This is a genomic window from Paenibacillus sp. A3M_27_13 (genome assembly GCF_024213315.1).
Classification (GTDB): Bacteria; Bacillota; Bacilli; order Paenibacillales; family Paenibacillaceae; genus Paenibacillus; species Paenibacillus polymyxa_B.
Genome location: NZ_JANAVE010000005.1, coordinates 111,284 through 124,818 on the forward strand (window position 1 = coordinate 111,284; position 13,535 = coordinate 124,818).

Annotated in this window: 10 protein-coding genes and 1 tRNA gene; 6 read left to right on the forward strand and 5 right to left on the reverse strand. The window is 44.7% G+C overall.

All coding sequences use genetic code 11. The features are described from left to right. Positions 1-35 precede the first annotated feature (35 nt). Positions 36-872, forward strand: a complete 837-nt coding sequence (locus NLX82_RS18480; RefSeq protein ID WP_023986748.1) for an HAD hydrolase-like protein — start codon at positions 36-38, stop codon at positions 870-872. A gap of 171 nt (positions 873-1,043) precedes the next feature. On the opposite strand, the gene NLX82_RS18485 is transcribed toward NLX82_RS18480, so the two are convergent. Further along, entirely contained in the window at positions 1,044-1,994 is a 951-nt protein-coding gene (locus NLX82_RS18485; protein WP_025723691.1) for a beta-ketoacyl-ACP synthase III, read from the reverse strand. Positions 1,995-2,239: 245 nt separating this feature from the next. On the opposite strand from NLX82_RS18485, the gene NLX82_RS18490 reads away from it, so the two are divergent. Then, positions 2,240-2,920 (forward strand): LexA family transcriptional regulator, encoded by a 681-nt coding sequence (locus NLX82_RS18490; RefSeq protein ID WP_075153622.1) that lies wholly within the window; start codon positions 2,240-2,242, stop codon positions 2,918-2,920. A gap of 115 nt (positions 2,921-3,035) precedes the next feature. Further along, positions 3,036-3,842 (forward strand): patatin-like phospholipase family protein, encoded by an 807-nt coding sequence (locus NLX82_RS18495; protein ID WP_075153623.1) that lies wholly within the window; start codon positions 3,036-3,038, stop codon positions 3,840-3,842. A 180-nt stretch (positions 3,843-4,022) separates the two neighbouring features. On the opposite strand, the gene NLX82_RS18500 is transcribed toward NLX82_RS18495, so the two are convergent. The 3 genes from NLX82_RS18500 to NLX82_RS18510 all read right to left on the reverse strand — a co-directional run bounded on the left by NLX82_RS18500 (position 4,023) and on the right by NLX82_RS18510 (position 9,326). After that, positions 4,023-5,774 carry a methyl-accepting chemotaxis protein gene (locus NLX82_RS18500; protein WP_023986749.1) on the reverse strand — a complete coding sequence of 584 codons (1,752 nt, stop codon included), beginning with the start codon at positions 5,772-5,774 and terminating at the stop codon, positions 4,023-4,025. A gap of 166 nt (positions 5,775-5,940) precedes the next feature. Next, the gene (locus NLX82_RS18505; RefSeq protein ID WP_023986750.1) at positions 5,941-6,972 is read right to left on the reverse strand and encodes a ribonucleotide-diphosphate reductase subunit beta; all 1,032 of its coding nucleotides are present in this window, start codon (positions 6,970-6,972) and stop codon (positions 5,941-5,943) included. 20 nt (positions 6,973-6,992) lie between these two features. Beyond that, a complete protein-coding gene (locus NLX82_RS18510; protein WP_254348736.1) occupies positions 6,993-9,326 on the reverse strand; it encodes a ribonucleoside-diphosphate reductase subunit alpha in 2,334 nt (777 codons plus the stop codon). A gap of 526 nt (positions 9,327-9,852) precedes the next feature. Here NLX82_RS18510 and NLX82_RS18515 point away from each other — a divergent pair. The 3 genes from NLX82_RS18515 to NLX82_RS18525 all read left to right on the forward strand — a co-directional run bounded on the left by NLX82_RS18515 (position 9,853) and on the right by NLX82_RS18525 (position 12,023). Then, entirely contained in the window at positions 9,853-10,200 is a 348-nt protein-coding gene (locus NLX82_RS18515; protein ID WP_013308518.1) for an MTH1187 family thiamine-binding protein, read from the forward strand. A 73-nt stretch (positions 10,201-10,273) separates the two neighbouring features. Beyond that, positions 10,274-10,345 (forward strand) — tRNA-Thr (locus tag NLX82_RS18520). A 256-nt stretch (positions 10,346-10,601) separates the two neighbouring features. Next, positions 10,602-12,023 (forward strand): transcriptional regulator, encoded by a 1,422-nt coding sequence (locus NLX82_RS18525; RefSeq protein ID WP_254348737.1) that lies wholly within the window; start codon positions 10,602-10,604, stop codon positions 12,021-12,023. 317 nt (positions 12,024-12,340) lie between these two features. On the opposite strand, the gene NLX82_RS18530 is transcribed toward NLX82_RS18525, so the two are convergent. Next, complete coding sequence (locus NLX82_RS18530; RefSeq protein ID WP_254348738.1) at positions 12,341-13,516, reverse strand: MFS transporter; 1,176 nt, start codon at positions 13,514-13,516, stop codon at positions 12,341-12,343. Positions 13,517-13,535 lie beyond the last annotated feature (19 nt).

Consider the following 13,535-nt stretch of genomic DNA (forward strand, 5'->3'; position numbering starts at 1 on the left):
TGCGGATAGCCGCGGTACGGAAAGGCGGGGATTGCATGATACAGGCGGTTATTTTTAATCTCGAAAGTACATTGTTAGACCCCGGAGGACGAGGCTTAACCCAGGGAATGCGTGACATTTTCAGATGGAAAGGTATACAGGTAACTGAAGAACAGGTGTCTCATGGGCGAGGAATGCCGATCCGGGATCATATTGCGAATGTGCTGGGACTTTCAGAGGTTCGGAAAAAATGGCTGGAGTGCTTTGGTGCGCATCCTGGCAGAGCGGATATTGAGCATATTTATCTTGAGCTTGTCCCTGTTCTCCGCTCCTTGATCCAAGGGGCTGAGCCTGCTATCGGTATAGACAGGGCGCTGCAGGAGTTGCAGGATCGTCGCATTCAGTCAGGCGCCACTGCATCCTGTCCGATGGAAATGCTCAGTCACAAGTTTACGCCTGCACAGTCACCCTATACGTTGGATTGTATGGTAGCCCCTTGTGAAGTTTCGCAGGGGAGGCCTTATCCGTGGATGATCTATGAAATTGCACATCGCTTGCAGGTATTCCCACTTAGCGATATTGTGAAAGTAGGAGATACAGTAGCCGATATGCAAGAGGGACGGAACGCCGGTGTATGGACGATTGGTGTGTTGAACCATAACGAAAGCGTGACGACCGCAGCTCAAACGACCAGCCATGAAGCGGATGACAGAGTGGCTGAGGAACGGCGCAGACAGAGTGTATATGGTTTGAAAAGGGCAGGAGCCCACATCGTGATGAACTCGGTCGCTGACTTGCCGCGTATTTTGCGTGAAATCGAAATGCTCCAGCATACGGGAGGCTATCCTTCTTATACGAAACAGGTGAAAACAGCCGCGCTACCTCCATCATAAGAACAGGTATGAGTCTGGAGTGCTTGAATACACACTTCTAGGTTATATGTATGCACCTACTCGGATAAAGGTGAACTCTGCTTGGCTTTCAAAACATAAAAATGGAGCACTCGCTACGTTTGCGAATGCTCCATTTTAGTTTACTCCTTTTTGTCTGTTGAACTGAAGAATTTATGCGATCTGAATAACTTGAACACCCCAGGCTAATCCTGCGCCGAAGCCAGCCAGGACGACAATATCACCAGCTTGAATTCGCTGCTGTTCCATAGCTTCCGCGAGCGCAATGGGAATAGAAGCAGCTGACGTATTTCCGTATTTTTCGATATTTATAAAGAACTTATCCAGTGGAATTTTCAACTTAACTGCCGCATGTTCAATGATTCGGATATTGGCCTGATGCGGAATGATCAAAGCAATATCATCTATGCTTAATCTTAATTCCTCCATAACTTTAGTCAGCATAGATTCCAGAATGCGCACCCCAAACTTGAAAACCTCTCGTCCATGCATTGTAATAGGCCCTGTGACGGGGGAGATCAGCATGTCTGCTCCACGTTCTTCCGAGCCAAGCAAGGAAAAAGACGAGAAAGCACCGGGATGAGATTGAAGGACAACAGCACCTGCTCCATCTCCAAATAAAACGGCGGTATTACGGTCCTGCCAATCTACGATTTTGGAGAACTTGTCTGCTCCAATCACCAGGACGTTGTGGTATGCACCCGCCTTCATCATGTCACTGCTGATCGAGAGGGCATATACAAAACCGGAGCAGGCTGCCGATAAGTCGAATGCAGGTGCGCGGCTTCCTAGCTTTTGCTTGACCAACATGGCCGTGGAAGGGAAAGCATAGTCAGGGGTGGACGTTGCCACTACAATAAGATCCACATCTTCCGATGATAATTGAGCACGGTGTAAAGCATGAGTTGCAGCCAGGACGGCAAGATCAGAGGTTTCTGCGGATGCTTCTGCGATATATCGCTGACGGATACCTGTTCGCTGAGTGATCCATTCATCGGATGTATCCAGAGATGCGGCTAATTCCAAATTGGTGAATAGTGATGCCGGTACATAGAATCCTGCACCCGTAATAGTAATGCCGTTGGGCTTGAGAGCTGATTGCATGAACGTTTCCCTCCAATAAAATAATCACACAAAAGACCGTAAAGACCAAAAAAACCAAAAAACGATATGGATAAAAATATAACACAAGCCAATTAAAAAGGAAATATGTAAAAGAGCAGCCCGCTGTGTGAGAATCAATAATCATTATGAGGCTTGCTTATATGGGTATTCAGTGCTAATATTTAGACACAAAAAACCCAAAAACGAATTCATAGAGAATTACACAGGGAGGTTACAACGCTATCGTGTCACTTACTAAACGCCGACTGCAATTTTTGCATACATTAGTGGAACTGTACCAAAAAACAAAACTACCTATTCATTATGAGGCCTTGGCTAAATCATTAGGGGTTAGTAAGTGGACGGCCTATGACATGCTGAAAGAAATTGAAAAGCTCGGGTTTATTACGCGCAGCTATGAGGTGAATACCAAGGTAACCGGACGTTCACAGGTTGTATTTGTACCTACAGATAAAGCTTCGGATTTGTTCAACCAGTCCCGGAATGAATTAGTGGATCTGGTGGATTGGAAAAAAACCGTCGAGAATATCTCGGGACTGCTCAAGGATTTGAACAATACAGGTCCCAATGAGGCGGTCCGAAAAATTTGGGCTGAAATTCCTGAAGCCAGTGTCAGAATCAATTTTTGCGCCTATATTATAGGGCTGCTTTTGATGTACTTGAAGAAGCTGGGAGGTAAAAGAGGTCCCTGGATTCAGCGGATTGTCCTTACAGCGCCAAGCAAGGAAATTGGCATGACCATGTTTGTTGGCACTGTGTTGGGTATGGCCTTACAAACGATGAACGATGAACTAGGCCTTGAAATTACGGAGCTGGTTTCCCGTTTTCTGCAATCCATTTCGGATCTTTCTGACGAGGAAAAAGGGTTGCTTTCCGATTTTCTAAGCGAGGCTTTTCATTTTTGAATATAACAGGAATGAGTCATTTGTGAGGAGAGGAAGCTGGCCTCCTTACGTTTAGTTTTTGGGTCTTTTGTGTGTTTGGACGCATGCAGTAAATACATGTAAAGGGGTTGCGTATATGCCGAAGGTAGGATTGGTTTTGGGTGGGGGAGCAGTCAGAGGACTTGCTCATTTGGGGGTACTGAGAGCGTTCGAAAGACACGGGATTCAGGTCGATTGTATCATCGGTACGAGTATGGGCGGCATTGTTGGCGGACTTTATGCGGCGGGTGTTCCTACGGATGCTCTATTGGATTGTATTAAAAAGACACCTAAATACCGCCTGTTGGATATCGGCATACGCCATCGTGGTTTAATTGGCGGTAACAGCATGAATACGGTGGTGAATGAGCTACTGCAGCAGTATGGACAGCATACGCAGAAGATTGAGGATCTTCTTATCCGTTTTGAAGCTGTTTCTGTCGATTTACTGGAAGGCAAGCAATTCATTTTTGAACAAGGTGATTTGGTGACAGCACTGCGGGCTACGATGGCGTTTCCTGGCTTATTCGCTCCTGTGATGCATGAAGGCAAGATGCTGGTCGACGGAGGGGTATTAAACAATTTGCCTGTAGAAGAGATGAGTCGGGAAGCAGATTGTTTAGTAATTGCTGTTGATGTGGCACGGGGACATGAAAAGAAGCCGCCGCGAAATATGGTGGAAGTTGTATACCGCTCTTACAGCTTGATGACCGCCGAACGAAAGCATAATAGTCTCCGGCTAGCAGACGTTGTTATTCGCCCTGAAGTCGGACATATTGCGGCGTTTGATTTTACAAAATGGCCTGAATGCGTCGAGGCTGGCGAGGAAGCGGCTGAATGCATCATGGATGAACTGAAGCCGCAAATAGCCAATCATGGGCAATCAGCACAGATGCATGTTTAGTATGTAAAGAAAAGAAGTGCCTCTTAGTCGACACGCACGCATAGATCATCTGCCACTGATCCGCTCCAGACACATCTTGTATTCATCTGTTGAAAACGCAAATGACCCGTAAAAGAAACGCTTTTTCAAAGGTTCATCTTACGAGTCACAATTCATCATGCATGGGTAATCCCTTTTTTACTATTCAGCGTTTTTCACCCGGAACTGGTCAGCATGTCGCTGCAGATTGTTTGATAGTGTGGTCAGATTGCGGGCTACTTCGGATAGTTCTTTTACCGCTAGGGCCTGCTTCTGAGCGCTTGCTGATACATCTTCTGTCATTCCGGCAGTCTGCTGTGCCGCGCTGGCTGTGTGATTTAAATGTTGATCTACGCTGTGACGTACCTCTTGCATCTCTGCCGTCAATTGAGCCAGATGTGCAGCTAACTCCTGAACTTCCTGTGAAACCTGGGTGACTTTGTCAACAGACTGTAGACATACCGAAATTTGTACTTCTTGTTCATTGACGGTCTTTATGTTTTCATCAAATTGATCACCCATTTGCTCAATTTGCTCAACAAAGCTTCTTAAGATTTCATCGATTTCACGAATCGATATGGCGGATTGCTGGGCAAGTTGTCCCATTTCATGAGCGACCACAGAAAAACCCTTGCCAGCTTCGCCTGCACGTGAGGCTTCAATAGAGGCATTAAAGGACAAAATCTGCGTCTGCTTTACGATGCCCTGTACCTGCTGACCGATGTTAGCCGCCTCGCGGGATTTTTCGGTTAACGCGTGTGACATGCGCTGCATCTGCTTGATACGCAAGGCGCTTTCTCGTCCTTTCTCTAATAACAGTTCATGCTCACTAGCTACCTGATTACGAACCTCATTGAGATGATGGGCCGTATCCGTAAATTGTTGCACATGGCTTCCGACTTCATCCAGCGTTTGTCCTAATCGATCAGATTGTTGAACCGATTCCACCGCTTGATCCGCTTGGTTAATAGAGACATCGGCAATTTGCTGGAGTGTACGGGACAGTTCCTCAGTCTGGTGGAGTGTTCCTTCCGTTGTCACGACGATATTCTCCGATGCGTGCTGGAGTGTGCTTGAACTGCTTTGAATATCCACAATCATATTCGACATGGCTTCCACCATTTTGTTCGTCAATTTGCTGATTTCGCCTAACTGATCATATGTTACTTGCGACGATGTAACCGTAAGGTTGCCGTCGGCTACTTGCTCCAGTGTATTTTTAATAAATCTCACCTGACGCAGTATCCGTCGGGTTACCAGCATCATAGCCGCAATTGAGATGATCAGAATGATGGAGATAACAGGGATAACTAATCGGTAGGCCTCGGGCAAGGTATGTTCGTATACTTCAGTCACAGAGGACAGGGATCTGTCGATTCCCAAATATCCAATGATGGTTCCATCGGTATCCTTAATGGGAGTAAAGGAGGAAAACATCGTCCCCCACTCAGGGTCCGTTGTAATATCTGTAGTTACCGTTTCCCCTTGTTTTAATTTCTCTTCCGTTTCTTTAAGGGTAAAACTTACAGGAGTTCCGAATGGACTGTAGTCTTTGTCGTCCCATGCGGCTCCATCCACTGTAATTTTCCACTCATTTCCAACCCGGTTGTACATATAGATGTACAGGATTCCAGTTTGCAACCTGAGCGTATTTAACTCGTTCCGAAGCTGCTTATACTCGCTGCTTTGCTCAGATGAATTAGTGTTTAAGCTCTTGACTGCGGACTTGTCCAGTAACTGGGCCGTGTTCTTTGCCAGCGTTTCATTGTTTAGCTGCATGGTTGATAGAGAAGCATTTTGGATAGATTGATTGGTCGTCCACAGAACAATGACGCCAATCACTATTAAAGGAATGAGCAAGATGAAGTAGAGTTTGGATTGTAATCCCATTCTTTTTTTAACGCTGCTTTTCATAATATGCTCCTTACTATATTTTTTTCACCTTCATATATATCGTGTACAAATAGGAAAATATGAATAGTAATTCAGATGTTTCATGATTTTTTTTGCGTATTTGCGTAAATTCTCATGAAAAAAGCCTTAGCCCGGTAAGTACCGAGTTAAGGCTGTATCTTATGACTTACAAATCGTCAAATCCGTTGTCATCTCCGACCTTGCCATAATTGCGTGATTTTGCTTCAAAAAAGTCTGTTTTTGTCGCATTCAGCGCTTCGTCTGAGAATGGTTTAATCCAAGGCATACAGTTTACATCTACGCCTTCGTATGCTTTGTCCATACCAAGCAATCTCAGGCGCATATTTGCCATGTATTTGATATAATCGCTCAGCTCGTTCAAGTCGATGCCGCGAACCTCTTTGAGCGTATAATGCGCCCAATTCGTTTCCAGCTCCACAGCGCGGTTAATCATACGATAGACATAGTCCGTATTTTCCTTGGTGTTCAGCTCAGGGAAATCGGACAATAGCTGCTTGAACACTTCGGCAAAGAAGTAGCAATGCTGATTTTCATCACGCTGAATATACGAGATCATTTGGCTGGTTGCCATCATTTTCTGATCACGGGCCAAATTGTAGAAGAAAGCAAATGTGCTGTAAAAGAAAATGCCCTCCAAAATCAAATCGGCTACCATCGCTTGGAAAAAGGTTTGCGGGTTCTGCTCATCGCGGAACTCCTGGTAAATATCCGAGATGAATGTGTTACGCTCCAGCAGGACAGGATCGTTTTTCCAGTATTCAAAAATTTCCTTCTGTTCCTGATCTGACACCAAAGAAGACAGAACGTAGGAGTAGGACTGGTTATGCACCACTTCCTGCTGCCCGATAATCGCCGAAATAGCTTCCAGCGAGGAATCGGTAAAATAGCGTTTTACATCCCCGACAAACATCGTTTGCATGGAATCCAGCACAGCCAGCAGGCCGATGTTAATTTTGAAGGTGCGCTGTTCTTCGGCATCCAGCACAGGGAACTGGGACGCGTCCTTGGACATCGGAATTTCATCTGGAATCCAGTGGTTCAGCAGCAGTACTTTATACAGTTTGTACATATGCGGCATCCGAATATCGTTCCAATTCAAAATACCGGAGCTTTCGCCTTCAATAATACGGGTAGAGCGATTTGGCGCTTCCGTGTTAAAAATCTTCTGTAACTGCATGAGAGCTTCTCTCCTTTAGTTTAGGATGCGCAGCTATCACATTCTTCAATCGTCAGTGCGCGGCTGCGTACATAATAGGTCGATTTCATACCTGATTTCCAGGCATGGATGTGCAGCTCTAAAAATTCAGTTGCTTTAATATCAGGCCGTACATACAGGTTAAAGCTTTGGCCTTGGTCAATATGACGCTGACGTGCAGAAGCCATGTTGATCGAAGCGTGTTGATCCAGCAAGAAAGCTGTCTTGTAGTACCAGATGGTTTTCTCGTTCAAGTCCGGTGCTGGGTTAGCGATCTTGTAAGTTGTTTTCTCTTCATAGGAAAGCAACTCATACAATGGATCAATGCTGGCGGTAGAGCCTGCGATGATAGACGTGGAACCGTTAGGCGCGATGGCGAACAGCCATGCGTTGCGGACACCATTTTGTTTGACTTCTTCTGCAAGCTCGCTCCACTCGGACGTAGTGACAAATTTGCCTTCACGTGTACCGTCCGTATAGCCACGGGAAGTGAAATAGTGCCCGCTAGACCAGTCAGAACCCTCGAATTTCGCATAACGGCCTTTTTCTTTCGCTAGCTCCATGCTGGATTTGACTGCCAGGTAGTTAATCTTTTCATACAAATGATCGTTATAGGTTACCGCTTCATCGGATTCCCAACGGATACCTTCCAGTGCGAGTAGATGATGCAGTCCAAATGTACCTAGACCGACAGCGCGATATTGGCTGTTCGTATATTGTGCTTGCAGCACTTCAATGTTGTTGATATCAATAACATTATCCAGCATACGTACCTGAATCGGTACGAGGCGATCCAGCACACCTGCCGGAACCGCACGAGCCAGATGGATGGAGTTCAGGTTGCAAACAACAAAGTCGCCAGGAATTTTGGAAATAACAATGCGTGTTTGTCCGTCCTTGGTGACCAGTTCTTCTTTTTCCACTACAGTTGCAGATTGGTTTTGCATAATTTCCGTACACAGGTTGGAGGAATATACCATACCATGGGCGCGGTTCGGGTTGGCCCGGTTTACCGTATCACGATAGAACATGTACGGTGTACCTGTTTCCAGTTGTGATTTCATCAGGCGCTTCATGATGTCGATGGCAGGCACTGTAATACGAGAGAGAATGGGATGCTGTGACGCCTCCTCATACTTTTCGCGGAAGGTACCTGAACCGAAGGTTTCATCATAAAAATCTTCCAGGCCCAGTGGACGACCGTTGTCATCTTTCCAGCCCATCACCTTCTTCACTTCATGCGGACAGAACAGATTCCATTCACCACGTGCTTCGACCCGCTCCATGAACAGATCGGGCAGACATACGCCGTGGAACACGTCATGTGCACGCATCCGCTCGTCACCGTTGTTCAGCTTCAGGTCAAGGAACGCGAGGATATCCTTATGGAATACGTCCAGATATACGGCAATTGCACCTTTGCGAGTACCCAATTGGTCTACGCTAACAGCTGTATTGTTCAGCTGACGAATCCACGGAATGACGCCAGAACTTGTATTTTTATGTCCACGGATATCGGACCCGCGCGCCCGTACTTTACCGACGTACACGCCGATGCCGCCGCCCATTTTGCTAAGACGGGCTACATCTGTATTGGAGTCGAAAATACCTTCCAGGGAGTCGTCTACGGTGTCGATAAAGCAGCTGGAGAGCTGTCCGGCCACCTTTTTTCCGGCATTGGACATGGTTGGTGTAGCTGCCGTCATGTACATGTTGCTCATCGCCCAGTATGCTTCCTTGACCAGCTCCATACGCTTGTCGGCAGGCTCTTGGTGCATCAGGTACATCGCGATGATCATGTAGCGTTCTTGCGGCAGTTCCATTACGCGTCCATCAAAATCATTGGCCAAATAGCGCTCAGACAGCGTTAATAGCCCGATATAATCGAACAGCAGGTCATTTTTCGGCAATATGGAATCGCCCAGCTCATCAATCTGCTCCTTGGTATAGTAGTCGAGCAGTTCTTGACGGTAAATTCCTTTTTGGACCAAATCGGTAATCAGCGGATAAAAAGCGCCGTAAGGCTCGTCCGCATAGGATTTGTAACGTCGGTGAGTAGCAGCTTTTTTATACAAGGAAGTGAGCAAAGCACGTGCAGCGGCAAATTTCCAGTCCGGTTCTTCCTTACTAACCAATTCAAGGGCAGCCATCGCAAACGCGTTGCTGATGTCATCCCCCGTGACTTCGTCCCGGCGCAGCTTGCTAGTTACACCGCGAATGAGACGATCTTTATCCAGCTTGTCCAGCCCGCTGAGTACACGGTCGGCATATACGGAAATGCGTATTTCATCAAAAGCCAACTGGCGATTGTTTGGTTTGGTTACGAGTTGTGGCATAGGATTAATTCCTCGCTTTCCTGATTTGGAATCATACTTGGGAATAGCATGAAAATGATCATGATGAGAAGATAATGGCGAAAAAAGCGATGGTCAGACAGCATTTGGGGGCTGTATGTAATCCAATAACATAGAAATAGCGATGCACCTGCCAATGAAGGGGGAAAAGATGGTTCCCGTACGATTTATCGGCTACATCACTATATTTAGACGTGTTATGAATATTTAACCCAACATATTGTGTGTATAAACTTAAAATTTCAAATAAGTGCAAGGAGTATTATAGCAACATTCGAAGCCATACGTAAAGGAAAAGGAATGGAAAATCAAAATATGCAGAGAAGTCGCGGGCTGTATTTGAATTGAGGCAGTTTGAACGGTACAATGAATGATAAAGATGTTTCCTACAGAAACAAGCAGCATACATATGAACTTTTTTTGTGAAATAAGGTTGCTCGTTCTATCGGACTGAGGTTTTAGATTTTTAAAGAAGTGACGATTTTAAATTAAAAGGAGGAACTTGGCGATGGCTATTGCAGAAGTGACAGTGATCCCGATTGGAACGGGGAGTACAAGCCTGAGCGACTACGTTGCCCAGATGCAAAAAGTGTTGAAGACTCAAAAAGGAATTACCTATGAGCTTACCTCCATGAGTACGATTATTGAAGGTTCGTTGGACGATGTGTTCACCGCCATTGCTGCGCTGCACGAAGCGCCATTCCTGTCTGGAGCTAAGCGTGTTTCCACCTCGGTCAAAATTGATGATCGCCGTGACAAGCCTTCCTCCAGCCACCAAAAGCTCCGTTCCGTCGCAGAGAAACTATCGGGCACCGCGACAGGAAATGTTACCGAACTAAATCCAAATCCTAGTTGAAAAAGTTGATGTAAGTGATTGATTTTTATGTAACTAAGAGTATAATAGTTTTTGTTGTCAGTTACACTGACCTGCTGGTGTAGCTCAGGGGTAGAGCAACGCACTCGTAATGCGTAGGCCGGGGGTTCAATTCCCTTCACCAGCATAGCTATAAACTCAAGCACAGCGCGGCTTCCAAGCTTTTGGAGGGCGCGCTTTTTTGTGGTTTTGGACAATCTTCTACGCTGAGGTCTTTTTAGTAGGATTATTATGCTATATATAATTAGTTCTTTGTTTTGTTTCATGCTAAAAATCGAATTCTTACATTAGTTGCATAGTATATTGACAGGTGGTTAATTTTGGTGAAAAATGAAGTATGTTTTTAAAAATTATGGAAAGTTTATGCGAAGGGTGGCTATGGCATGAAGCATACACCTACGATACGAGCAGAATTAGACAGATACTTAAAACAAGAGAGCATGAGTCTAACGCAATTCGGGCATATAGCAGGCATGAATAGGGGAATAGTAAGTGCTATTGTGACGGGGAATAAGTCTATGTCTGTTAACCAGCTTGACCTAATTACTGAAGCTATGGATTTACCGGAGGGCTACTTTTACGACTTATTTATAGAAAACTACATCATCGACACTCCCCCGAATATGAGACGAATCGAGCCGTTTTTGTTTCGCTGTGCGGAGTTGGACAAGCTGGATGCGATCCGTCGAGTGGTGGGAAGCATTATGGACAACGTACTCTATTCGCCTAAACTATTTGATATAGCAGAAGTACTATTAGCACAGGGACGACATGAGGCTGCATTGCTGCTCTATGAGGGCGTAGCTGAAGCGGAGAAGTACCAACATTCTGAACGTTTAGCCATCTGTCAATATCGTATATTCACGATTCAAGTTGGAGACGATCAAAGTCGCAATCTCAGTGCAGCTACGATATTTGAAGCTTTTGTTGAACGCCTAGATGAAATAGACCAGCTTGATTCATTGAAGGACTTGGCTAATGTGTACAGGTCTTTGCGTAAATGGAACAAGGTAGATGAAGCGGCGAAAAAAATGAAGCAGAAAGCGAAAGCTCAATATTCGTTAAAACATCAACAAGAGAGTCGAGAGCGTGATGAGTCTGCCAAGAAGCTAAGTCGCCCGTTGTTTGTATATATTTCATATGCCGATTTATTGTGTGCAAGTGTCTGTGAAGCCCAAGGCGACTATCAACAAGCTCTAGATTATACATACACCTACGCTAATCTAGATTGGGTCAAAGAGACTGACGACGACACTCAACACTGGGTTAGCTTGTTTAAAAGTTGGGCAGAAGGTAATACTTACGTATATAAACTGTTGTCAGGAGATATAAGTGTGCTTCAAGATTATGTTGAATATATTGCAGTGACATCAGCCACTAACGAGAATGAGAAAATCTCAAAACTGTTGAATGTTATAATTTCAGCAAACCAATATAACATAGATGTGGAAGGTATACTTCAACAATTTGAAGCCGAAATAAACGCTTTTGCACAACAGCAACCATCATCAGATGATATGTATACCCAACAGGTGATACCGGATTATATCGCGTGGTTTGGTTACGAGTTAGCTTATTATTATTTACATCGAGGCTCTTACATTGATGGTTTTAAACATTTGATGTATGCAATGGTAAGTTATCATACATTAAATAATGAGACTAATTTTATAAACTGTATGGGTTTGTTTTTACATTTTCGGGATTATGCGGTTTCAGAAACTAAAGCAGCATTTTTAAATTTCATTGAAAAGGTGTGGATGACCAATGTTAAAAAAAATGGTACTGCTGATCATCGCGGCTAGCTTTTTGTTTATTGTTACTGTGCCGGATCAAGCCCTTAACCACCACAATAGTATTCAGCCTTACGTTACCATCGGAGGTGCTTAAACGTAAGCAAAGCAAATCCCCGCTAACCTTAACTGGTCGGCGGGGATTTTTGTTGAAGGAATTACTACATCGTTCACCGAATGAATTATCGAGGTGATCAGCATGGACCATACATATAAAGTGTTAAATCGGATATAGAACTGTTTGCAGCTGCATTAAGCCAGGCTCTGTCTTTTAAGACGATATATACCATCATTGAAATTGCACTGGATGTGGGTGTCCAGTCCATTTCTTATTTAGTAACTGTAGGAGTTTTAGTCCTACTGCTCATTTTTTTAAATAGTAAGATGGCAAGAAGTAAAGCTATGCTTACAGCGGCAAAACCCAGCCAATTCAAATATAGGACAGATGTACGACTGATGACTAGCCCGCCTAATCCAGATCCCAGTGCAAAACCAAATTGGATGAACGAAGTATTTACGCTAAGAGCAATGTCCGGATTTCGAGGCGCCAGAGTAACCAGATATAGTTGCTGGGCCGGGGAAATACTCCAAGTTGCTAACATAAAAATCATTAAAACCAAGATTAATACCAAGAGATTGACTCCGGCTAGAGCGAATAAAAGAAGAGTCGCCCCTTGTAACATGAGCCCGAGACAAATGGTAAATTTCGATCCCTTTGCATCTGCCAATTGTCCGCCCACTCTTGATCCGACAAAGCTGCAAATGCCCGCCAGGAACAGAACACCGCTAATTTCTGTCATGGAAAGAGAGGACGTGGCTTGCAAGAAAGGCGTAATATAAGTAAACAGTGTAGAATAGCCGCCGACATAAAATAACGTAATAACCAAGGCCATCAGAATGGTTGGATTTCTTAAAATAGAGAGCTGCATTCTGAGGGTAACCTTTTCTTCTTCTTTGATTGCCGGAACCTTTTTATAGATGATAAGTAATGGAAGAACACTTAATAATCCGATTAAAACAAATAGCACTCTCCATCCAAACATCTCACTAAAAAATGTGCCCATGGGAACACCGAGTACGAGCGAACTGCTAAGCCCCATCAAAATGATACCGATGGCATTGCCCCTTTTTTCTTTTTCAACGAGTCGTGTCGCTACTGCCATGGCTACAACGGTAGCGATTCCTCCGCTAGCCCCTTGGATAATTCGTATCCATAGTACTGTTTCATAAGCAAGATCTACAAACATAAGTCCGTTGCTGGCAATAAACACACCAAGGGTGGTCATTAGTAGTTTCTTGCGATCTGCATTGATCGTTAATGCAATCAAAATCGGAGCGACAATGGCCGCGGCGAGAGCAAACACAGTCACCAATAACCCAGCTTCTGAAGTAGATACTCCCAAGTCCACAGCGATCATCTTAATGACTCCCGTAATAATATATTCAATGGTTCCAATCAGAAAAACAGCCAGTGCCAGGACATAGATGATCCGTTTATTTTTCAATTTACCCCACTCCACCTTC